Below are 21,871 nucleotides of genomic sequence, written 5' to 3'. Positions count from 1 at the left end.
GAATACCGAGGCACGATGGGGTGCTCTGGTGTTCACGGTGCAGTAGCGCGGTGAGGAGGCTGGTGGGCGTATGACGACAGCAGTCCAGGCAGACCCCGTGGTGAGCACGCCTTACGGGGCCGTACGCGGCCGGTACGAGCAGGGAATCGCGGTGTTCCGGGGCATCCCGTACGCCGCACCTCCCTTCGGCGCCCACCGGTTCCGGCCGCCCGTCCCGCCCGAGCCCTGGGAGGGCGTGCGCGACGCGGGCTCCTTCGGGCCGACACCGCCGAAGCCGCCGTACTCCGAAGCCTTCGAGAAGTACCTGTCCGACCCGGTCGTGCCCGGTGACGACTGCCTGAATCTGAACGTCTGGACGCCGGAGCCGGGCCCCGGGGCCCGGCTCCCGGTCCTGGTGTGGCTGCACGGCGGCGCTCTGACCAGGGGTTCCTCCGCCGTGCCGGTCTACGACGGGCGGAACTTCGCCCGGGACGGCGTCGTCTTCGTCTCGGTGAACTACCGGCTGGGAGTGGAGGGCTACGGACTGTTCCCGGACGCCCCCGCCAACCCCGGCCTGCGCGACCAGCTCGCCGCCCTCAAGTGGGTGCACGAGTCCATCGCGGCCTTCGGCGGCGACCCCGGCAAGGTCACCCTCGCGGGCCAGTCGGCGGGGGCGATCAGCATCGGCGCCCTGCTCGCCGCCCCGCAGGCGCAGGGGCTCATGCGACGGGCGGTCCTGCAGAGCGGGCCGCCCGAGGCATTCGAGCGGGACAAGGTACGGCGGATGGTGCGCCGCATGGCCACCCGGCTGAAGATCCCCGCCACCGCGGCTGCCTTCGCCGAGGTCGACCGTGACCTGCTGCTGCGCACCCAGACCGAGGTCGGCAAGCTCAGCAGCCCCGTGCTCGGCGGCCCCTCCTTCGGCATCGTCGTCGACGGCGACCTCGTCCCGCGCGACCCCCTGGAGGCCCTGCTCGACGGCGACGCGGCGAAGGACGTCGAGCTGATGCTGGGCTGGACCAGCGAGGAGTACCGCCTCTGGCTCGTCCCCGGCGGCCTCCTGGAGCGCGTCGACCGGCTCGGCGCGGTCGCCCTCGCCGGCGCGATGGCCCGCTGCCGCTGCGGCACCGAGGTGCCCCGCGGCTACCGCGCCCTGCACCCGGAGGCCGGCACCGCCGAGATCGTCGGCCAGATGGTCACCGACCACCTCCTGCGCGTCCCACTGCACCGCCTGGCCGACGCCCGCCCCGACACCTCGTACGTCTACGAGTTCGCCTGGCCCTCCAACCTCCCCGACCTGAGCTCCTGCCACGCCCTGGAACTCGGCTTCGTCTTCGACACCGGCGACGTACCGGAATCGCGCAAGCTGGCCGGCGAGGGCGCCCCGCAGGAGCTGGCCGACGCCATGCACTCGGCGTGGGTGCGGTTCGCGGCCGACGGGAACCCGGGCTGGGAGCGCTGGGACGAGACACACCCGGTGCGGATCTTCGACGCGGGCGAGCCGCACACCGTCCACGGCCCGCGGGACTTCGAGCTCGCCCTGTGGACCGCCGACGCCCTCAGGACTCCGGAATCCACACCCGCATCGGTCCCGGTCGACGGTTCGCCCATGCGCAGTACGGAACTGCGGTCAGTCGTACGGCGTCTGCGGATCCCCGGATCCGTCCGTCGGCACTGACCACGGTGACCCCGCCCAGCAGATCCGGCTCGTGGCGTACGGCCAGGTGGGCGCCGTAGGGCAGCGTCAGCTCGTCGAAGGGGACGCCGGGCCGCTGGTCGACGCCTTCCAGGCAGTGCACCAGCGGGCCGCGCTCGATCGCGACACAGCCGCGTACGGCGTCCACGCGCGGGTCGGGCCTGGTCAGCCGGGCGGTCAGGTCCAGGTCGACGGTGAGTGTGTCCCCCGGCTGCCAGCGGCGGCGCAGCCGCAGCCAGCCGGGGACCGTCTCGGCGGGCGCGCCCCCGTCCGGTGCCGTCGCGGTGAAGTCCTCGCACCAGGCCGGGATGCGCACCGACAGCGTCCATTCGGCACCGGGCGCCTCCTCGACGGTCACCGCGATCCGCCCGCCCCACGGGTAGTCGGTCGCCACCCGGACACGGCCGCCCCCGGCCTCGAAGACACCTGTCGCGAACTGGTGCAGCTGCAGCCCCTCCCCGTCGCCGCTCGCCATGTAGTGGGGGAGGGAGGCGAGCAGCCGCATGACGTTCGGCGGGCAGCAGGCGCAGCGGAACCACGGCGTGCGGCGGGCCGACTTGTCGCCGCCCGAGTCCTCGTAACTCTCCCTGATCTGAAGGGGATTGACGTACAGCCAGCTGTCGCCGTCCAGGCCGACGCCGGACAGGAAGCCGTTGAACAGGGTCCGCTCGACCAGGTCCGAGTACTTGGCCTCACCGGTCAGCAGCGCCATTCGCCACGACCACTGGACGGAGGCGATCGCCGCGCAGGTCTCCGCGTAGGCGCGGTCCGCAGGCAGTTCGTACGGCTCGCCGAACGCCTCCCCCTCGTACCGGGAGCCGACCCCGCCGGTGAGGTACGTCTTCGTGCCCGCCATCGCCGCCCAGAGCCGCTCCAGCGAGACCCGCAGGTCAGCGTCGCCGGTCTCCGCCGCGAGATCGGTGGCTCCGGCCAGCAGATACAGCTGCCGTACGGCGTGCCCGGCGACCGTGGTGGCCTCGCGCACCGGGACATGGTCCTGCCAGTACACGGCGCCCGGGCGCCGCTCGCCGTCGAGGAGGCCGTGGCCGCGCCGCTCGACGAAGTACCCGGCGAGGTCCAGCCACCGCCGCTCCCGCGTCTCCCGGTACAGCTCCACCAGCGCGGTCTCGATCTCGGGGTGCCCGCACACGCCGTCGACCGCCTTGTCCGGCCCGAACACCGAGTCGACGTGCACCGCGAACCGTACGGCGACGGCGAGCAGTTCGTCGCGGCCGGTCGCCCGGCGGTGCGCCACCGCGGCCTGGATGAGATGGCCCGCGCAGTACAACTCGTGTCCCCAGCGCAGGTCTTGCCACCGCTTCTCGGGATGGGCGACCTGGAAGTACGTCTGCAGATAGCCGTCGGGCTCCTGGGCGGAGGCCAGCAGAGCGATCAACTGGTCCACATGCGCGGCCAGTTCGGCGTTCTCCGGCTGGTCGGCGAGTTGCCAGGAGGCGGCCTCCAGCCACTTGTGCACGTCCGAGTCCTGGAACGGGTAGTCGCCCGTGAAGGTGTTGCCGCCGTCGGCGGCGGCCCGCAGGTTGGCCAGATTGCCCGCCGCCTCCAGCTTCGCCGGGCCCTGCGCGATGCTCACCTCGGCGTTCGTCCTGCGCCGGTCGGCCCAGAATCCGCCGGTGATGCAGGCGGCGCCGGCCGGCCGGAGCGTGGTGTACGCATGGCCGGTGAGGCGGATCGGACCGGGGCTCATGCCGACTCCTTCACCGCCGCCACCGAGTCCCGCACCACCACATGCGTCCCCAGCAGCAGATGCTCGTCCGGCGTCTCCGGGGTACGGCCCAGGGCGGTACGGACGGCGAGACGGCCGAGCTCCTCGTACGGCACGTGGACCGTGGTCAGGGCGGGGTGCAGATCGCGGGCGAACGGAATGTCGTCGTAACCGGCCAGCGAAACATCGCCCGGCACGTCCAGCCCTGCCTCGTGCAGCGCGGTCAGCGCGCCGGCCGCGACCATGTCGGTGGCGGCGACCACGGCCGTGAACTCCAGCCCCTCCTTGAGGGCTTGGCGCATCAGGCGGTGGCCGGAGTCGCGGGTGAAGTCGCCGTGCAGGAGCAGCGCCGGGTCGGGTTCGAGACCGCGGGCGCGATGGGCGGCGAGACAGCCGCGCTCGCGGCCCTGGGCCGTGGTGTGGTCGGACTTGCCGCCGAGGAAGAGGATGCGGCGATGGCCCTGGGAGAGGACGTGCGCGACCAGGGCGTAGGCGCCGCCCTCGTTGTCGTACTCGATGACCGTCACCGGAGCGCCCGGGCCGAGCGGCGGCCGCCCGCACAGCACCAGCCGCGAACCGGCCGAAGCGAGGGAGTCGGCGATACGGCGGGTACGCTCGCGGTACTCGGGGGTGTCGGCGGCGCCGCCCACCAGGATCACCGCAGCGGCGCGCTGGGCGCGCATCATCTCCACGAACTCCAGCTCGTGCTGCACGTCCCCCTCCGTGCTGCACACCAGACACAGATGACCGAGCCGCGTCGCCTCCCGCTCCACGCCGTACGCCATGTGCGCGAACGAGGGCCCGGTGATGTCCTCCAGCACGAAGGCAAGGGTGGGCGTCCCGACACCGGCGACCGCTTTGGCGCGAGCGTCGGCGACGTAGTCCATCTCGCGGACGGCCTGCATCACGCGGGTCCGGGTGGCCGCGCTCACCGGGTAGACCCCGCCGAGCACCCGGGACACGGTGGACGCGGACACGCCGGCGCGCGCCGCCACGTCCCTGATGGTGCTGCGGCCGGCGTCCTCACTCTTTCTGGTCATGCCTGCTTCGCCCCCCTCGAACTGCGGAAACACGGCAGCAACCGGTTCCCGTGCGGAGGCTAGCAGTGCGCTGCGGGAGCCGACAGGGTTCGGATGCGGACAGACCTCACGCCGCCAACGTCCGGGCGATTCCCGCGATCGCCTCCGGCCCCACCCGGCAGCACCCGCCGATCAGCCGGGCCCCGGCCGTACGCCAGCCCGTCACCTGCTCGGGGGTGAAGGAGGAGCGGCCGGTCCAGGCACGGGCCCCCGCGTCCCAAGCCTCCCCACTGTTGGGATAGACGACGACCGGCTTGCCGGTGACCCGCGCGGCGGTCTCGATCGCGCCGTCGACGTCCTCGGGGGCGCAGCAGTTGACGCCGACCGCGACGATCTCGTCCACGTCGGCGGCGAGGCCGAAAGCCTCCTCCAGGGGCTGGCCGGCGCGGGTGCGATCTCCCGCGACGGTGTACGACAGCCAGGCCGGGACGTCGAGCCCGCGCACCGCCCGCAGCAGCGCCTCGGCCTCGTCGGTGTCGGGGATCGTCTCCAGGGCCAGTACGTCGGGCCCGACGAACGCCAGCGCCTCCAGGCGGGGCCGGTGGAAGGCCGCCAGCTCGGCCACGCTCAGCCCGTACCGGCCCCGGTACTCGGAACCGTCCGCGAGCATCGCCCCGTACGGCCCGACCGAGGCCGCCACATACAGCGGGCGCCTGAAGCCCTTCGCCCACGCCTCCTGTGTCGCGTCCAGGGCCAACTCGACGCTCAGAGAGATGAGTTCCGTCGCCTTCGCGTGCTTGATCCCGCGCCGCGCGAAGCCCTCGAACGTGGCCTGGTAGCTGGCGGTGATCGCCACGTCCGCGCCCGCCTCGTAGTAGGCGAGATGGGCCTCGGTGATCGCCTCGGGCTGCTCCGCGAGCAGCCGCGCCGACCACAGCTCGTCGCTCAGGTCGTGCCCGGCGGACTCGAGCTGGTTGGACATGCCGCCGTCGAGCACGAGCGTGCCCGCGGCGAGGGCCTGCGTGAAGGGGAGAGCCAAGTCGCTGGTCATGTCACGACGCTAGTCGAATGGATGCCCGGCAGCCGACTGTGTCCAGTACATGAACAGATCGCCCAGCATGTGGGACGGCGGGTTACGATCACGCACCTCCCCATCCCCCTCCGCACGGGAACGACCATGACTGCCCCCAGCCCCACCGAGGCCACCGCACCGGAGCCGACCGCCGCCTCCGCTCCCCGCCGCACCTTCGGCCTCACCGCCGCCACCGCGCTGGTGATGGGCAACATCATCGGCGGCGGCATCTTCGCGCTGCCCGCCGCCGTCGCCCCGTACGGCACGGTCAGCCTGGTCGCCTTCGTCGTGCTGTCGGTCGCCGCGGTACTGCTCGCCCTGCTCTTCGGCAGGCTGGCCCGCCGCAGCCCGGTCACCGGCGGTCTGTACGTGTACCCGCGCGACGCGTTCGGCCCGTTCGCCGGCTTCCTGTCGGCGTGGTCGTACTGGACGATGTGCTGGGTCAGCATCGCCGCCCTCGCCACCGCGGTCGTCGGCTACGTCGACGTCCTGATCCCGCTGCACGGCAACCACGCCCTCGAAGCGGTCGTCGCCCTCGCCGCGCTGTGGCTGCCGGCCGCCGCGAACTTCGCCGGGACCCGGTGGGTCGGTGCGGTCCAAGTGGTCTCCACCGTCCTGAAGTTCGTGCCGCTGCTGCTCGTCGCGACGATCGGCCTCTTCTTCGTCGACGCGGACAACTTCGGGCCGTTCAACGCCTCCGGCGAGAGCACACCGGGCGCGGTGGCCGCCGCGGCCGCGCTGCTCCTCTACAGCTTCCTCGGCGTCGAGTCGGCCGCGGTCAGCGCGGGCGAGGTCGAGGACCCGGAGCGCAACGTCGGCCGTGCGAGCGTCCTCGGGACCCTCGCCTCCGCCCTGGTCTACCTCCTCGGCACGGTCGCCGTCTTCGGCCTGGTCCCGCACGACAAGCTGGTGGACTCCGGCGCCCCGTTCGCCGACGCCGTGAACGCGATCACCGGCGGCTCCTGGGGCGGCACCGCGATCGCCCTGGTCGCCGTCGCCTCGATCACCGGCTGCCTCAACGGCTGGATCCTCCTGGCCGCACAGATGCCGTACGCCGCCGCACGCGACGGACTGTTCCCGGCGCCGTTCGCGAAGGTCGGCAAGGGCGGGGTGCCGGGCTTCGGGGTCTGGGCGGTCGCCGTCCTCGGCACGCTGCTCATCGCTCTCAACTACACGGCGGGCCCTGACACCACGTTCCGTGTCCTGGTCCTGATCACCACCTTCACCGGTTGCGTCCCCTACCTCCTCTCGGCCGCCGCCCAACTGTTCTGGCTGGCCCAGGGCACCCGCGAACGCGTCCGCCCGGCAGGCCTCGTCCGCGACCTGATCGTCGCCGCCCTGTCGTTCGCGTTCTCCTTCTGGCTGATCGCGGGTGCCGGTTACGCGGCCGTGTACCAGGGCGTGCTGTTCCTGTTCGCGGGCATTCCGGTGTACGTGTGGCTGCGGGGCCGGCGGCGAGAGTCGGCGGAGGAGGCCACGCTGGCCGCGTGAGCTGAGGGCGGTCTACGCTCGCTCCCGTGAACGTCACGATCGTGCACGCGTGCCTGCGCGACGGCCGCGGGGGCAGCCCGACCGCGGTCCTGGACGACAAGCCGTCCCTGACCGACGGCGAACGCCGCCGCGTCCCCGCCCTGGCGGGCACCTCGCACGCGGTGTTCGTCACCGCCGAAGGCTCCGAGGCCTCACTGCGGTTCTTCACGGCGGAGGGCGAGCTGCCCGGTTGCGGCCACGGGACGGTCGCGGCGCTGGCGGTGCTGGCCGAGCGCCGCGACGGCGACGCGCATGACATCACGCTGCGCACGCCGGGAGGCACGCTGGACGGCCAAGTCGCCCGCCAGGAAGGCGAGTTCGAGGCGTACTTCACGCCGGGCCCGGTCACCCTTCGGAGGCCCGCAGACGGGGAACACAAGGCCGTCCTGCGGGCCTTGGGTGTAGCCGAAGACACCCCGGGCTGCATGGTCGCCGCACTGGGCCGCCCCCGCCTCCTGGTGCCGCTCCCCACCCGCAGCGCCGTATCCGCCCTGACCCCGAGCCTCGACGACCTCCGCGCCGCATGCGACGACCTCGGCCTGCTCGGCTGCTACGTCCACTCCGCGCCGACACCCGAACCCCGAGTCGCAGCCCGTATGTTCGCCCCGTCGATCGGCGTCCCCGAGGACATCGCCAACGCCAACAGCACCGCCTGCCTCGCCGCCCACCTGTCGCGCGAGGGCCTGCCCTCCGTGACCGTCGACATGGGCGACTCACTCGGCAGCCCGGCGACGATCAGGGCGGGCGTACGGCCGGGCGCAGACGGTCGGCGGATCCGCGTGGGCGGCATTGCGAGGATCGCCCGCGATCTATCGTTGGCGGATGCCTGAAACCGCCCTCCCGAACACCGAGGCACGCGAGGTCCTCGGCACGGACAAGGTCGCCGTCGAACCCCTGGTGCACAACCCCAAGAACGGCGTCACCGCGGGCGTATGGCGTGTGTCGGCGGGAGACGGAGACGGGGACCGCTCGGCCGTCCTGAAGGTGCTCACCCGCAACAAGGAGGCCACCGGACACTGGGCGGCCACGGACGACCCACGGCACTGGAACTACTGGCGGCGCGAGGCCGACGTCTACGAGTCCGGCCTCGCCCAGCTCTGGCGGCCGTACGGCATCCGCGCACCCCGTCTGCTCGGCTGCGTGGAGCGGCCCGACGGAGACGTGGCGCTGTGGCTGGAGGACGTGCGGGGCGAGCCGGCGACGTCCTGGCCGCAGGCCCGGCACATCGAACACGCCCGCCGCCTCGGCGCCGCGCAGGCGGCCGTGGGCGAAACGGCGGACCACCCCTGGCTCTCCCGCCGCTTCCTTCGGGAGTACGTCGGCAGCAACACCCTCGGCCAGGAACTCCTCGACGAGGACGAGGCCTGGCAACAGCCCCTGGTCCGCGACCACTTCCCGCCCGGCCTGCGCCACGACATGGTCCGACTGCACCACGACCGCGAGTGGTTCCTCCAGATCATGGAGACCCTTCCGCGCACCCTCAGCCACCTCGACCACTGGCCCGCGAACGCCTGCTCCCACGGCCCCGACAGCGTGCTCCTCGACTGGGCGTTCACCGGCGACGGCGCCCTCGGCGAGGACCTCGGCAACTACCTCCCCGACTCGGTCTTCGACCTGTTCGTCCCGGCCGCGCACCTTCCCGAGTACGCGGCGCGGGCGTACGAGGCGTACCTGCACGGCCTGCGGGAGAGCGGCTGGGGCGGCGACGAAGACCTCGTGCGGCTCGCGGTGTGCGCCTCGGCCGTCAAGTACGACTGGCTCACGGCCCTGTCGCTGTCCCGCGCGAGCGAGGAGCAACTGGACTACGGCGGCGCCCGCACCGTCTCCGGCGAACTCCGCTACCGGGAGCGGGGCTTGACGCTCGCCTTCCTCGCCGAATGGGCCGCGGAAGCGCGGGCACTGGCCCCGCGACTGGGCTTCCCGGAGGCACCGAGCGGACGCTGACCGGCGCGGATCACCTGCGGTCGGGGCCGGATGCGGCCTCTCGGATCATGTCCTGGCGGCTTCGGGCACCTCAACCGTGTGCGGCATGCCGGCCTCCACCCCGCCGTCGCCCACCCCGCCTCTTCACCGCCGGTACCACCAGGCCGAGCAGCAGCCCCACCGCCAGCACATACGGCCACCAACCCAGGCCGCTGCTCGCGGTGTTCGCGGTGCGGGGGCCGGCGGCCGCGGCCGCGCCCGAGGTCGCCGAGTCCGGGTGGGCGGCGGGGGAGTGGCCCGCGGTGGTCGCGGTCAGGGTGACGTCGTTGCCGTCGCCGCCCTTGTAGCTGATGCGGTACGTCGTGTCGGCGAGCTTCAGGCGTGCGCCTTCCTTGAGGCCCTTGAAGGTGCCGGTGGTCTTCGACTTGCCCGTGTGGGTGAGGACGGTGATCTTGCGGGCCGGCCTGGTTCCGGCGGCCGAGAGATCGAGGTCGCCCGCCAGGCGGACCGAGGAACCCGTCACCTTCAACGGCCTGGTGCCCAGGACGAGTTCGCCCTTCGCGGTCTGCGTGTACGCACCGGCGACGGTCACCCCGCCCGCGACCACGCCGTCGTTGGTCACCGCCCCCTTCACCGTCCCTGTGCCGGACAGTGAGGCCGTCACCCGCAGTCCGGCGGAGCCGACGTCCAGCCGAGCTCCCGCCGATGTCAGCCGAATCGCCTTGCTGCGTCCGAGAGTTGCCCCGTCGCGCAGCGCCAGCGTGCCCTTCTTGACGGTCGTCGTCCCGGTGTACGTCACCGCGCTCCCCGTCAGCGTCGCCGTCGCGGCGCCCGACTGGACGAAGGAGCCCGAGCCGCTGATCCGGGACAGCGACACGGCGGTCGAGGCGTTCTGCACGACGAGCGTGCCGTCGTTCACCACCCGGCGGCCCGACGTGCCGGTCATCAGGGAGCCGTCGCCGCTCCTGCCCGAGCCCAGGCCCAGCCGCAGCACCGCGCCCGTCCCGATCGTCGTGGAGCCGTCGTAGTACTGCTTCGCCGCGAACGTCACGTCGTTCCCGTGCGTCCCCGCGATGACGACGTCCCCGGCGCCGGGCGCGGCCAGGGTGTCGTGGTACATGCCGCCGCCGATCGGGGCGCCGAGGGTGACGGGGCCGTTGTAGTCGAGGGTCAGCTTCGAGCGGCGGCCGCTCTTCTCGTGCATGTTGATGTAGACGGTGTCCTTCGTGCCCGGCATGAAGATCTTGTGGGTCGTACCGTCGCCCCACTGCACGTCCGCGCCCTCGATGTTGGTGCCGCGCTTGTTCAACTGGTGAGCAATCGCCCGCCAGTTGATGTTGGGGTCGCTGAGCGAGGGGTTCGTGTCGCCGCCCCGGTCGCTGTAGCTGTACTGGCCGGTGAGCACGACCTTGCTGCCGGGCCGGGTGTGGACGTTGACGTCACTGCCGTACTCGCGCTGGTAGAAGTTCTGCCGCAGGGTGATCGTCTGGTACAGCGGGGTGTCGATGATCCAGGAGCCCTGGTTGAGGATCGCGCGGGCGTTGGGCAGCGCCACCGGGTACTCGGGGCGGCCGACCGCCATCCCGGTGCCGTTGTCGATGACACCCGAGAAGGGGTGGGTGCCGGCCAGGTCGAGCGTGCCCCACATGTTGCGGGGCTGGGTGACCAGGCCCGAGCCGCTGATCGTGCCGATGTTGAAGGTGCGGGTGAGCGACAGCCTCAACGTCCCGTCCACCCGGACGTTGAGCTGGTTCAGCTGGTAACCCGGCGTGTTGTACGGGAAGTGGCCGATCAGGCCGGTGCCGCCGCCCGTGCCGTACTGCAGGGTCGCCCCGCTCGCGACGGTGATCGCGGGCGGGTCGGGGTTGGTGACCGTGGTGTACGGGTGGTTGCCGCCCTGCGTCTTCACCACCTGCTGCTGACGGGACTTGGGCAGCGTGAAGTCGCTGTCCTTGCTGAGCACCAGCGTCCCGCTCCCGCGCACGGTGAGCGTGCCCTCACCGCGGAACACCCCGTCGTACGTCGTCGTCCCCGACGGCACGGTGACCACCGTGTCGCCGCTGAGCGTCACGTCCCGGTCGGCGAGCACATCGGCGGTGACGTCACGGGTGCCGGCGGCGGCCGCGGGGGGAGCGATGGCGAGCAGGGCGGCCACCGCCGCGAGGGCTCCGGCGGCGGCTGCTGTCTTGTGGGTATGGCTGCGCACGTGATCGGAGACGGGCGGGGCGAGCGCGGATAACAAAAAATCGCGACCGTAGAAAGCGCCTTCTCGTTCGCCTTCTCGTTTCGCGTCCCACCCGTTGACCTCCCCGTTCCCCAGCCTTACCTTTCGGCTGTTCGCAATAACAACAGATGTTCTCAATATCGAACATCACTCTCAGGACACCCCCATCCGAGAGGCAGTCCGCATGAGCCGCGCCCCCGAAGTCCCCCACCGACGACTGCTGCTGAAAGGCGCCCTGGCCGCGGGCGCCCTGGCCGCGACCCCCGCAGTCGCCGAAGCCGCCCCGAGTCCGAAAAGGGCCGCCCCGTACGTGAACCCGCTCGTCCGGCAGCGCGCCGACCCCTACATCCACCGTCACGCCGACGGCCACTACTACTTCACCGCCACCGCCCCCGAGTACGACCGCATCGTCCTGCGCCGTTCGCGCACCCTGAACGGCCTGGCGACCGCCACCGAGTCCGTCATCTGGACCAAGCACGCCACCGGCGTCATGGGCGCGCACATCTGGGCGCCGGAGATCCACCGCATCGGCGGCAAGTGGTACATCTACTTCGCCTCCGCGCCCGCCGAGAGCGTGTGGGACATCCGCATCTGGGTCCTCGAGAACGCGGGTCCCGATCCCTTCAAGGGCACTTGGGTGGAGAAGGGCCAGATCAGGACGGCCTGGGAGACCTTCTCCCTCGACGCCACCACCTTCACCCACCGCGGCACCCGCTACCTCGTCTGGGCCCAGCACGAGCCCGGCATGGACAACAACACCGGCCTCTTCCTGTCGAAGATGGCGAACCCCTGGACCCTGACGGGCCCTCAAGTACGCCTCTCCACACCGGAGTTCGACTGGGAGTGCATCGGCTACAAGGTCAACGAGGGCCCCGCGGTCCTCGCCCGCAACGGCCGTCTCTTCCTCTCCTACTCGGCCAGTGCCACCGACTACCACTACTGCATGGGCCTGCTGACCGTCGACGCGAACGCCGACCTGATGAACCCCGCCAACTGGTCCAAGTCGCCGACGCCCGTCTTCACCAGTAACGACACCACCAAGCAGTACGGCCCCGGCCACAACTGCTTCACGGTCGCCGAGGACGGCCGCAGCGACGTCCTCGTCTACCACGCCCGCCAGTACAAGGAGATCACCGGCGACCCCCTGAACGACCCCAACCGCCACACCCGGATCCAGAAGCTCGGCTGGAACCCGGACGGCACCCCGAACTTCGGCGTCCCCGTGGCCGACACGGCAGCCGACTCCGCGAAGGAGAGTGCGTGACATGAGACGTGTGTACGCAGTGCTGACGGCCCTCTGTCTGGCGCTGGCCGGCGCCCTCGTGACCGCGGGGCCGGCGCAGGCCGCCGCCCAGACGGTCACCAACGGCGTCCAGTTCACCGACACTTCGGGCAACGTCGTGCACGCCCACGGCGGCGGGGTCATCAAGGTCGGCTCGTACTACTACTGGTTCGGCGAGGACCGCAACTCCGACAACACCTTCAAGTACGTGGACGCCTACCGCTCCACCGACCTGAAGAACTGGGAGTTCAGGAACCACGTCCTGACCCAGTCGTCCGCCTCCGAGCTGGGCACCGCCTACATCGAGCGGCCCAAGGTCATCTACAACGCGTCCACCGGCAAGTTCGTGATGTGGATGCACAAGGAGAACGGCACCGACTACAGCGAGGCCCGCGCCGCCGTCGCCGTCTCCTCCACGATCGACGGCAACTACACCTACCAGGGCAGTTTCCGCCCGCTCGACGACTACATGTCCCGTGACATCACGACGTTCGTCGACACCGACGGCACCGGCTACATGGTCTCGGCCGCCAACGAGAACTACGACCTGCACATCTACAAGCTGACCGCCGACTACACCGGTATCGACAGCCTGGTCGCCAACCCCTGGCCGGGCGGTCACCGCGAGGCTCCGGCCCTGTTCAAGCGGGGCGGCGTCTACTTCATGCTGACTTCGGGAGCCACCGGCTGGAGCCCCAACCAGCAGCAGTACGCCACCGCGACCTCGCTGTCCGGCCCCTGGACGTCGTGGACGAACGTCGGCGACTCGACGGCGTACAACTCGCAGACCGCCTACGTCCTTCCGATCACCGGGACTTCGGGCACCTCGTACCTCTACACGGGCGATCGCTGGGGCAACTCCTTCGGCGGCACCGTCAACGACTCCCGCTACGTCTGGCTGCCGCTGACCTTCCCGAGCTCGACCTCGATGTCCATGTCCTGGTCCCCGGAGGTCACCGTCGACACGGCTGCCGGGACCGTCACCGGCACCAGCGCCACGTACAACACGCTGATCGCCCGGCACAGCAGCAAGTGCGCCGACGTGACCAGCCAGTCGCTGTGGCAGGGCGCCCAGATCAAGCAGTACGACTGCAACGGCGGCAACAACCAGAAGTACTGGTTCAAGTCCCTGGGCAGCGGCTACTACCAGCTGATGACCCGTCACAGCTCCCTGTGCGTGCAGGAGAACGCCGGCACCGTGACCCAGGAGAACTGCAGTAGCTCGGCCACCAACCAGCAGTGGTCGCTGACCACTTCGGGTTCCTACGTCAACGTCGTCTCCCGCGCGAGCGGCGAGTGCCTCGACGTGTCCGGCGCGTCCACCGCCAACTCCGCCGCGATCATCACCTACACCTGCAACGGCGGCACCAACCAGCAGTGGACGCGCGGAACCTGACGTCAGGTCAGCAGATCGATCGCGTCGATCGATGTGCCCGCACTGAGGAAGGACGTCGACCCCGAGCCGCTCGCCACGTAGATCTTCAGCGTGTTGTACGCGCTGGTGTCCGTCAGCCAGGCGGACGCCGGCACGCTGTAGGTGAACGTGTAGTTGTTGCCCCGGTACGAGCCCACGGTCAGCGACCGGGTGCTCGGCTGCGAGGGCGGCGAGGGGACGGCGGAGGTCCAGGTGTCGTTGACGACGACCTGCGGCCGGCCGTTCGCGTAGGCCGTCGTCACGCCGATGCGCAGGGTGTGCGCGGCGGCGGCCTGGGCGGCGGTCAGCTTGAAGTAGACGATGATGCCGCTGTTGACGTCCTTCCAGAGGTAGCAGGGGAAGGCGGACGTCTCGGTGCCGCTGCCGATGACGACGTTGCCGGTCCAGGACGCGGCCCGGCTGTCGGACGGATGCGCGTACGTCATCAGGTCCGCGTTCTTGAACCCGCTGGGCGAGCCGTTCCAGTCGCCGATGCGCCAGATCGCGCTCGCGTTGCTCGGGTCGTTCGAGGACGGGACGGCGATGGTGTTGAGGGTGGTCGTACCGCCCGCGGTGACCGTCACCGAGCTTGTGTAGACGGCGAGTTCACCCTTGAAGACGGTCAGGGTGTACGTCCCGGGCAGCACGCCCGCGATGGAGAAGTAGCCGTCCGAGGAGCGAGCCGAACCCCAGTACTGCGCCGCCGAGTTGGCGAGCCCCACGGTGTACGGGAACGCCGTGTTCCGGCCGCTGATGCCGACGCCGGCGACCTTGCCGCGACCGCTCGCCGCGACGTACCCGGAGATGCCGAGCGAGTCCGCCCACGAGGTCGTGAGGTTCCCGTGGTACAGCGCGGACGAGGGCGCGCCGCCGTCCGTGAAGGCGATGACGTACGGGCCCTGGAGGCCGAAGCGCTGGGACTCCGTCTGGTTCTCGCCGTAGTACAGGATCTCGTACAGACCGCCGCCGTCGGCGCTCTGGTGTCGCAGCAGCGAGCGGTAGAAGGGGCCGCCGGAGGCCTTCTCGTGGTTGGAGCGCACCACGTACAGGCCGACGCTGCCCGTGGTCCAGCCGATGTAGTCGTAGTCGATGACCCTCAGCTTCGAGTAGTGCTTCGAGCGGGTCTGGCCGTCGGACTTCTCGAACACGTCCGAGGCCTCGATGGCGGTCGGCGCGTAGGTGTAGGAGTCGGGCTCGTCATTGAGGAACAGGCCCGCCTTGACGCGCACGATGTAGCGCGTCGCGCTGACCGAGGTGTCCGCCTTGTTGGTCCACAGATAGACGTTGTTCTCGCCGCTGCGGGCCGCGTAGTAGTGCTTGAGCGTGCCGTAGGTGACGGAGATCAGGACGGTGGATCCCGACTGACTGATCGTCACCGTCGAGGCGCCGAGGCCTGATTCGATGTGCGAGTTCTTGCCGCCGTAGCCCTGGTACTCCGTGCCCTTGTAGACCAGCGAGGTCAAATCGCCGTTGGTCTTGCTGACCTTGAAGATGAGACTCGCGCCGGTGTCGACGACGTAGTTCGAACCGTCGTCGCTCCAGCCGAAGCCCGCCGCGGACGCCGACGTGGCGAGCGGCCCGGCGAGTGCGGCGGTGCCGGCGGCGGCCGCGCTGCCGAGGACGAAGGTACGGCGGCCGACCGGTCTGTTCACGGTGTCGGACATGGGGGTGCCTCCTTCGGTGCTGTGGGGGTGCAAGTGAGAGCGAGGGTGACAGTTGAATCGATTTCGCGAAAGGGCTTTCGCTTGCGCGAGGTTGGCAATCTTGTGAAATCGGTCCAAGGGCTAGAAAGCGCTTGCCAACAGCGGTACCGTCCTGCCGCCAGGCCCTGTCGTGCGCGTCGTTTCCTCGGAGGGATTCGCGAATGAGACGTTTCAACCTCGCCGTGCTGGCGGCGCTGACGCTCGGCGCCTGCCTGACGGCCGTACCGGCCCAGGCCCATGAGGGACACCGGCCCCTCGGCATGGAGAACTGCACCGCCGACGCCTGCCACTTCGACGTCCCGCCGGGCACGTACGACGTGCAGGTCCTCCTCGGCGGCGAGGCCGACTCCAGCACGAGCGTCAGCGGCGAGACCCGGCGCTCCCTGCTCCCGGAGACACCCGCGGCGGCCGGCGAGCGGGTCGCACGCAGCTTCACCGTCAACGTCCGCACGCCGGAGGGCGAACCGACGGGCGCGGACGGAACTCCCGGCCTGGACCTGGTACTTGGCGGCTCGGCTCCCGCACTCGCGGACATCCGTGTCACGCCCGCCCGGCACGCCCGCCGGATCTTCCTCGTCGGCGACTCCACGGTATGCGACCAGCCCGCCGACCCGTACTCCGGCTGGGGCCAGCAGCTGCCCCGGTATCTCCGCAAGGGTCTGTCCGTCGCCAACTACGCGGATTCCGGCGAGAGTACGGTGACCTATCTGCAGAACCCGCAGCTGTGGGCCACCGTCCAGCCGCTGATCCGCCCCGGTGACCTGGTCCTGATCCAGCTCGCGCACAACGACAAGACCACGGACGAGGCGACGTATCGCACCAATTTGGAGACGCTGGTGGCGGGTGTACGGGAGAAAGACGGGGACCCGGTCCTGGTGACTCCGATCGTGCGGCGCTGGTTCAATGCCGACGGCACTTTGAACAACAACACCGCGCTGCTGGTCAATGGCCTCGGTGTGGACCATCCTGCTGTCATCCGTTCGGTCGCCGCCGCCGAGGACGTACCGTTGATCGACCTGACGGCGAAGACGAAGGCGCTGGTGGAGTCCCTGGGCGTCGAGGGCTCCAAGGCGATCTACCTCTACAACGAGAAGAAGGACAACACCCACACCTCCGTCCACGGCGCCACGGTGTACGCAGGACTCGTCCGCGACGCGCTTGTCGACCGGCATCTGGTGCCCAGGGGCCTGGTGCGGGTGGGATGAACCCCTGGGGCGTCTCGACCGGAACCGGGGCGCCCCAGGTCTCACCTTTCGTCCGTTGCCGCGAGTCCTGAAAGAGAGCCGATGCACCTGCCCCCCGACGACCGCACCCTCAGCCCGCACACCGGCTACAGCCGCGCCCACTGGGAGGCCGCGGCCGACGCCCTGCTCGCCGCGGTCGAGCCGTACGCGGCGGAGGGCGGCGCGCTCTACCACCTGCCCGGCGAGCGGACGAGCTGGTCCGGCCGGCTCTCCGACGGCCTGGAGGGATACGCCCGCACGCTGCTCGCCGCGGCCTTCCGCCGCGACGAGGCTGTGCTGCAGCGGTACGCCGAGGGGCTCGCGGCCGGCGTCGCGGGCGTCTGGCCCCGGATCGAGGAACGCGGCCAGCCCCTGGTCGAGGCGGCATCCATCGCCCTCGCGCTGCGCCTGACCCGCCCGCTGCTGTGGGACCGGCTGGACGAGGGCGTACGACAGCGGGCAGCCGACTGGCTCGGGGACGCGCTGACCGCCGAAGCCTGGCCCTGCAACTGGGAGTTGTTCCCGGTGACGGTGGGCGGCTTCCTCCAGGAGATCGGCTACGAGCCCGAGGCGTCACGCAAGGCCATCGGCCGCGGCCTGGAGCGCATCGAGAAGTGGTACGTCGGCGAGGGCTGGTACACCGACGGCGACGGCCGCAAGTTCGACTACTACAACGGCTGGGCGATGCACCTCTACCCGGTGCTGCACGCCTGGCTGGCGGACGACGCTGAGCTGCTCGACCTGTACGGGGGGAGGCTCGAGCGCCATCTCGCCGACTACGCCCGCCTGTTCGGCGGCGACGGCGCCCCGATGCACCAGGGCCGCTCCCTCACCTACCGGTTCGCGACGACCGTCCCGCTCTGGCTGGGCGCGCTGACGGGCCGTACGCCGCTGCCGCCGGGTGAGACACGGCGGCTGGCGTCGGGAGCGCTGAAGTACTTCCTGGAACGGGGTGCACTGGACTCCCGCGACCTGCTGACCCTCGGCTGGCACGGCCCCAACTCCGCTGTTCTGCAAGGCTATTCGGGCCCCGCCTCCCCGTACTGGGCCAGCAAGGGCTTCCTCGGCCTGCTCCTGCCGCCGGACCACCCGGTGTGGACGGCGACCGAGGAGCCGGGCCCGGCGGAGCGCTCCGACGCGCTCACGGCGATCGCCCCGCCCAACTGGCTGCTGCAGTCGACCAGTTCGGACGGTGTGGTCCGCCTCCACAACCACGGCAGCGAGGACGTCCGCTACGACCCGTACTACACGCGCCTGGCCTACTCGACGGTGACGGAGCCCTCTTCGTCGCCTTCCTCGTACGACAACAGTGTGATCGTCGGGGACGATCCGAGCCGCACGGAGATCGAGCCGTTGGGCGTGGGCGACGGCTGGGTGGCCTCCCGGCACACGGCGGGCGGAGGAGCGAGGGTGACGAGTGTGGTGCTGGCGCGCGGGGCCGTGGAGGTTCGCGCGCATCTGGTGGCGGGGGCGGACCCCGGGACAGCGGTGCGGGTGACCGGGTGGACGGCGGGTGAGGACCTGCGGGCCGAGCTGTCGCCGGCCGTGGGGCTCTCCGACGCGCTCACCGGGGTCACCGGCGAAGGGGACAGCCTGTTCGTCGCGCTGGTCCGGCTGACCGGGGAGAAGGATCCCGTGCCGCTGGGGGAGACGGTGACCGTACGGGCGGATGGGGCACGGGAGTTGACCGTGCGCTGGAGCGGTGGGCCCGAGGTGCGGGTCCGGCTCGGCGGATCCCGGGACGAGATCGTCGTGGAGGAGTCCCGTCCCGCAGGGTGAGGCCCCATGACGAGGGGGAGGGACCAGCTCACGGAGCGGTGGCGGCGCGCAGGGCTGAACCCCGCGCGCCGCCCGGCCGCGTCCACGCACCCCTTCGTGCGCAGGAGCGCAGCCCCGGCCCGCCGGCTGCCGTCGGACGTCGTCCAGCGTCTGGTCAGGGACGAGAGCCGTGTCCTGCCTCGTCCTCACCAAGTCCTGCGACGACGCGCCGGCCGGCCTGCCACTGGGCGTGTGGCACTGGTGGCCTGGCAGCCTCACCTGCCCGGACCACTCCGGCGGACACCTGTTCCTCCCCTTCACCGGGCTCGGTCCATCAGGGAGTGAGCCGGGCGATCCTCAGCGTCTTCGAGGTCGGGGAGGCCCCGTTCAGAGGCGACGCGTACGACGGGGTCATCGGCACGTACGCCCAGGTCAGCGTGCCGTTCGCGGAGACCGCGAGGTCACCCGTGATGCGCGCGCTCACCACCTTGTCCGCGCTCTGGAACTTGCCGTTCCAGTCGATGAGCCGCAGATGCGTCCCCGTGAACGTGCCGGTGCAGGTGCCGTCCTTGCACTTGGCGTTCTTCAGGGACTCCCAGGACAGCAGGAGCCGGTCCTTGCCGTACGGGGCCAGGTGGACGTTCACGTGCTCCGTGCCCTTGGCGCTGGAGAGGTAGATCGCCTTGCCGGGGCCGGAGTTGCGGTTCTTCATGAAGGCGACCGCGACCTGGTGTGTGCTCGTCTTCGGGGTGACCGTCCAGCCGCGGCCGGAGGAGTCGGCGGGGTTCTTCTTGGCCGAGGCCGCGCCGCGGGAGGCGAAGGCTGTGGCGTAGCGGCCGGTCGACGACTTCACCAGGTCGCCGGTGCGGCTCGGGAACGTACCGCCGCAGTAGCCCGCCCAGCACTGCTCGCGCTGCACGACCGGGGCCACGTCCGGGGCGGCGATGCCCGTCGAGACGAACAGGCCCGAGCGCCAGTCGTCGAAGCAGAGGGAGGTGAAGGCGCCGGACTTCTCGGCGTGCAGGGCGATGCCCTCGTTGTGGCTGCAGCCCCAGCCCCAACCGCCGCTCAGCTTCGCGCCCTTGGCGCTGACGTACGACAGCTTGTCGCCGTAGTGCCCGTCGGCGAAGCCGCCCGCGCCGTGCACGACGAAGTAGGCGCCGTACTTGGAGCCGTTCCAGGTCAGCTGGCCGTCGAGCGTCGGGGACGTGTCGTGCGAGGAGGTGCCGGTGAGCTTGGTGCGGAAGGTCTGCTTGCCGTTCGTGTAGCGGACCAGCGCGGCCGCCGTGTCGTGCCACTTGTTGGTGTCGGCGACCCGGGTGAGCAGCGCGAAGCCGTTGTTGTGCGCGACCAGACCGCCGACCTCCTTGGTGCCCTTGACGACGGTGTCCGCGCCCGAGCGCTTCCCGGCGGAGGTCAGCGGGGTGACGTGGACGCCGTCGGAGGCCGGCCAGGCCACGCGCAGAGTGCCGTTGGGGGCGACGGCGGTCGCCGTCCGCGTCCACTCGCGCGTGTTGTTGTAACCGGCTGACAGATAAGGGAACTTGGCCGACAGACTCACCGAGGTGGTGCCGACCGTGAGTCCGGAGGCGGCGGTCGTCGCGGCACCGGCGGTTGCGTACCAGGCACCGACGAGCGCGGCCGTCGCGGCCAGTCCGGCGATCACGGGCTTACGCGCAGCCCGGACCCGGCGGTGAGTGGTCGTGCGTCTCGCTGAAGTCATGCCCCCTGGTCGCCGCCGGTCGATCAAAAGGTTGCCGCCCCGGTTTCCCGGGGCTGCGGGCGTCACATCGTGGTCGGTGTCAGCCGCCGAGCACGGGCAGGGTGAGGCTGCAGTCGACGGGCTTCGCGTGGGCGGGGTCGAGGGCGTTGCGCACCAGTTGGGCGGCGTTGGAGTCGTAGGCGATCGAGAGGTGTTCGGAGAGGTCCTGGCGGCAGATGTCCTGGACCGTGATGTTCTTGACGGTCGCGCCCGGTCCCGCGGTCAGGAACTGGTTCGTGTACGGGGTGACGACCTCGTCGAGCTTGGTGGCGATGACGGTGTAGGAGACCCCCGGCTGTGTGTCCCCGTCCCGGTCCAGCGTCCTGTTCACCGCGGAGCCGACCATCTGGTCCGCGTACGCCTGGCCGACGAGGAGGGACACGGGCTGGTTGAGGCCCAGCTCGGTGGTCAGCGTGCCGAGGCCGGAAGCGGTCGTGCCGTGGTTGGAGGGCGCCAGACCGATGAGGCTGTGCACCTTGTTCCGCTTGGGGTGCGCGGAGTCCGTGCCGCCCGCGAACCGCAGGTACCAGCGGGGAGTGAGACCGCCGCCCTGGGAGTGGCCGACGAGGTCGACCTGACGGGCACCGGTGGCCTTGAGCACACGGTCGACGTAGGCGGCGATCTGCCGGGCGGAGTCCGGCACATGGCCGGTGGCCTGGATCGGAGAGCCTGGCGCGCCCCCGTAGCTGGGGGCGAAGACGCAGTAGCCGGCCTGCTTCAGCCACGGGGACAGCATGCTCCAGCTGTCGTAGGCATTCGCCCAGGTCCCGTGCAGCAGGACGACTGGGCGCGGATGCTCACGCGTGGGCTTGCAGTTCCAGTCGTCGGCCCCGGCCGGCGGCGCACTCGGGTTGGCGAGACTGCCGGCCACAGCCGCGGGGAAGGCGAGGAGGTTCCGCGGCGGCTTCGGAGGCGCGATGCTGTCGGACGCGACCGCAGCGCCCTGCTGCCCCACGCCCAGCGTGAGGACGAGCCCCGCACAGACCGCGGCCCACTTGGCGCGCCGCCGCTGCCCTGACCGCCTCCGCGAAACCTTCAGATCCGCCATCGCGCCACTCCTCGTCTCAGGGCCGGCCGAGCGCCGACGCGGAGATGATCGAGGAGCGGATTCGGTGCACTGCCCGACGACCGCGCCCAACACCACGCATGGAGCAGCGCAATTTCACCCGTACGGCCCGTGTCCAGTTGCAACTCGACGGAGGCGAGGGGGATTGGGCGTGCAGGGTTCGGCACGCGGTGGAGATGAGCGGGTGGGCGGGGGCAGGTCGGCACCCGGCGGAAGGCGTGAGGGTTGGCCGTGGAGAGTTCGGTAGTCGGCCGGGGTGGGCGTGGGCGGTTGGGTACGCGACGGAGGCGGAGGGGTGTGGTGTGGGTGGTTCGGCGTCCGCGAGGACGGGTGGGTGGGGTGCGGTGGGTTCGGGGTCAGGTGGGGACGAGGGCGGGTGTGAAACGTTCGGCACCCGCCGGAGACGAGCAGATGGGACGTGTCAGTTCGGCATCCGGCGGAGACGAGCAGATGGGACGTGGTCAGTTCGGCATCCGGCGGAGACGAGCGGATCC

At 70.9% G+C, this 21,871-nt stretch carries 15 protein-coding genes; 8 read left to right on the top strand and 7 right to left on the bottom strand.

Annotated features, from left to right (window positions below; genetic code table 11):
• Positions 1-70: 70 nt before the first annotated feature.
• Positions 71-1,657: a carboxylesterase/lipase family protein gene (locus ACFY1L_RS14490; protein ID WP_388823123.1), complete on the top strand. Its 1,587-nt coding sequence runs from the start codon at positions 71-73 to the stop codon at positions 1,655-1,657.
• Here ACFY1L_RS14490 and ACFY1L_RS14485 read toward each other — a convergent pair.
• From ACFY1L_RS14485 to mmuM, 3 genes are all read right to left on the bottom strand, one after another.
• Complete coding sequence (locus tag ACFY1L_RS14485; RefSeq protein WP_388823121.1) at positions 1,539-3,383, bottom strand: glycoside hydrolase family 127 protein; 1,845 nt, start codon at positions 3,381-3,383, stop codon at positions 1,539-1,541. The two genes, ACFY1L_RS14490 and ACFY1L_RS14485, sit on opposite strands and share 119 nt — an antisense overlap.
• The gene (locus tag ACFY1L_RS14480; RefSeq protein WP_388823119.1) at positions 3,380-4,441 is read right to left on the bottom strand and encodes a LacI family DNA-binding transcriptional regulator; all 1,062 of its coding nucleotides are present in this window, start codon (positions 4,439-4,441) and stop codon (positions 3,380-3,382) included. Before ACFY1L_RS14480 ends, ACFY1L_RS14485 begins: the two co-directional genes overlap by 4 nt.
• A gap of 106 nt (positions 4,442-4,547) precedes the next feature.
• The gene (gene mmuM / locus ACFY1L_RS14475; protein WP_388823117.1) at positions 4,548-5,471 is read right to left on the bottom strand and encodes a homocysteine S-methyltransferase; all 924 of its coding nucleotides are present in this window, start codon (positions 5,469-5,471) and stop codon (positions 4,548-4,550) included.
• A gap of 126 nt (positions 5,472-5,597) precedes the next feature.
• Between mmuM and ACFY1L_RS14470 the strand changes: the two genes are divergently transcribed.
• From ACFY1L_RS14470 to ACFY1L_RS14460, 3 genes are read left to right on the top strand one after another with little or no spacing between them, the layout of a single operon-like run.
• Positions 5,598-6,983, top strand: coding sequence for an amino acid permease (locus ACFY1L_RS14470; RefSeq protein ID WP_388823115.1), 1,386 nt, complete (start codon positions 5,598-5,600; stop codon positions 6,981-6,983).
• Positions 6,984-7,009: 26 nt separating this feature from the next.
• Entirely contained in the window at positions 7,010-7,852 is an 843-nt protein-coding gene (locus tag ACFY1L_RS14465) for a PhzF family phenazine biosynthesis protein (protein WP_388823113.1), read from the top strand.
• Complete coding sequence (locus ACFY1L_RS14460) at positions 7,845-8,966, top strand: aminoglycoside phosphotransferase (RefSeq protein ID WP_388823111.1); 1,122 nt, start codon at positions 7,845-7,847, stop codon at positions 8,964-8,966. Before ACFY1L_RS14465 ends, ACFY1L_RS14460 begins: the two co-directional genes overlap by 8 nt.
• A gap of 70 nt (positions 8,967-9,036) precedes the next feature.
• Here the strand turns inward: ACFY1L_RS14460 and ACFY1L_RS14455 are convergent, their stop codons facing one another.
• Positions 9,037-11,151, bottom strand: coding sequence for an autotransporter (locus tag ACFY1L_RS14455; RefSeq protein ID WP_388823109.1), 2,115 nt, complete (start codon positions 11,149-11,151; stop codon positions 9,037-9,039).
• 202 nt (positions 11,152-11,353) lie between these two features.
• Between ACFY1L_RS14455 and ACFY1L_RS14450 the strand changes: the two genes are divergently transcribed.
• Positions 11,354-12,433 carry a family 43 glycosylhydrolase gene (locus tag ACFY1L_RS14450; RefSeq protein ID WP_388823107.1) on the top strand — a complete coding sequence of 360 codons (1,080 nt, stop codon included), beginning with the start codon at positions 11,354-11,356 and terminating at the stop codon, positions 12,431-12,433.
• A 1-nt stretch (position 12,434) separates the two neighbouring features.
• On the top strand, positions 12,435-13,847 hold the full coding sequence (locus ACFY1L_RS14445) for an RICIN domain-containing protein (protein ID WP_388823105.1): 1,413 nt from the start codon (positions 12,435-12,437) through the stop codon (positions 13,845-13,847).
• Between the two features lie 2 nt (positions 13,848-13,849).
• On the opposite strand, the gene ACFY1L_RS14440 is transcribed toward ACFY1L_RS14445, so the two are convergent.
• Positions 13,850-15,529 (bottom strand): rhamnogalacturonan lyase B N-terminal domain-containing protein, encoded by a 1,680-nt coding sequence (locus ACFY1L_RS14440; RefSeq protein WP_388823103.1) that lies wholly within the window; start codon positions 15,527-15,529, stop codon positions 13,850-13,852.
• Between the two features lie 200 nt (positions 15,530-15,729).
• Here ACFY1L_RS14440 and ACFY1L_RS14435 point away from each other — a divergent pair, with 200 nt between their 5' ends.
• Positions 15,730-16,773, top strand: a complete 1,044-nt coding sequence (locus tag ACFY1L_RS14435; protein WP_388823101.1) for a rhamnogalacturonan acetylesterase — start codon at positions 15,730-15,732, stop codon at positions 16,771-16,773.
• A gap of 81 nt (positions 16,774-16,854) precedes the next feature.
• Entirely contained in the window at positions 16,855-18,570 is a 1,716-nt protein-coding gene (locus ACFY1L_RS14430; protein WP_388823099.1) for a DUF2264 domain-containing protein, read from the top strand.
• A gap of 313 nt (positions 18,571-18,883) precedes the next feature.
• Here ACFY1L_RS14430 and ACFY1L_RS14425 read toward each other — a convergent pair whose 3' ends face one another.
• Both ACFY1L_RS14425 and ACFY1L_RS14420 read right to left on the bottom strand, forming a co-directional pair.
• Positions 18,884-20,272 carry a hypothetical protein gene (locus tag ACFY1L_RS14425; protein WP_388823097.1) on the bottom strand — a complete coding sequence of 463 codons (1,389 nt, stop codon included), beginning with the start codon at positions 20,270-20,272 and terminating at the stop codon, positions 18,884-18,886.
• Between the two features lie 79 nt (positions 20,273-20,351).
• Positions 20,352-21,359, bottom strand: coding sequence for an esterase/lipase family protein (locus ACFY1L_RS14420; RefSeq protein WP_388823095.1), 1,008 nt, complete (start codon positions 21,357-21,359; stop codon positions 20,352-20,354).
• Positions 21,360-21,871: the final 512 nt, after the last annotated feature.

Source organism: Streptomyces sp. NPDC001663 (assembly GCF_042893105.1).
Classification (GTDB): Bacteria; Actinomycetota; Actinomycetes; order Streptomycetales; family Streptomycetaceae; genus Streptomyces.
The sequence above is the reverse complement of the archived record's forward strand: the minus strand, read 5'-3'. Positions and strand labels throughout refer to the sequence as shown.

Excerpts from the sequence above, each read along its gene's own strand:
- ACFY1L_RS14490 (WP_388823123.1), top strand. The coding sequence starts at position 71 with ATGACGACAGCAGTCCAGGCAGACCCCGTGGTGAGCACGCCTTACGGG.
- ACFY1L_RS14485 (WP_388823121.1), bottom strand. The coding sequence starts at position 3,383 with ATGAGCCCCGGTCCGATCCGCCTCACCGGCCATGCGTACACCACGCTC.
- ACFY1L_RS14480 (WP_388823119.1), bottom strand. The coding sequence starts at position 4,441 with ATGACCAGAAAGAGTGAGGACGCCGGCCGCAGCACCATCAGGGACGTG.
- mmuM (WP_388823117.1), bottom strand. The coding sequence starts at position 5,471 with ATGACCAGCGACTTGGCTCTCCCCTTCACGCAGGCCCTCGCCGCGGGC.
- ACFY1L_RS14470 (WP_388823115.1), top strand. The coding sequence starts at position 5,598 with ATGACTGCCCCCAGCCCCACCGAGGCCACCGCACCGGAGCCGACCGCC.
- ACFY1L_RS14460 (WP_388823111.1), top strand. The coding sequence starts at position 7,845 with ATGCCTGAAACCGCCCTCCCGAACACCGAGGCACGCGAGGTCCTCGGC.
- ACFY1L_RS14450 (WP_388823107.1), top strand. The coding sequence starts at position 11,354 with ATGAGCCGCGCCCCCGAAGTCCCCCACCGACGACTGCTGCTGAAAGGC.
- ACFY1L_RS14445 (WP_388823105.1), top strand. The coding sequence starts at position 12,435 with ATGAGACGTGTGTACGCAGTGCTGACGGCCCTCTGTCTGGCGCTGGCC.
- ACFY1L_RS14440 (WP_388823103.1), bottom strand. The coding sequence starts at position 15,529 with ATGTCCGACACCGTGAACAGACCGGTCGGCCGCCGTACCTTCGTCCTC.
- ACFY1L_RS14435 (WP_388823101.1), top strand. The coding sequence starts at position 15,730 with ATGAGACGTTTCAACCTCGCCGTGCTGGCGGCGCTGACGCTCGGCGCC.
- ACFY1L_RS14430 (WP_388823099.1), top strand. The coding sequence starts at position 16,855 with ATGCACCTGCCCCCCGACGACCGCACCCTCAGCCCGCACACCGGCTAC.
- ACFY1L_RS14425 (WP_388823097.1), bottom strand. The coding sequence starts at position 20,272 with ATGACTTCAGCGAGACGCACGACCACTCACCGCCGGGTCCGGGCTGCG.
- ACFY1L_RS14420 (WP_388823095.1), bottom strand. The coding sequence starts at position 21,359 with ATGGCGGATCTGAAGGTTTCGCGGAGGCGGTCAGGGCAGCGGCGGCGC.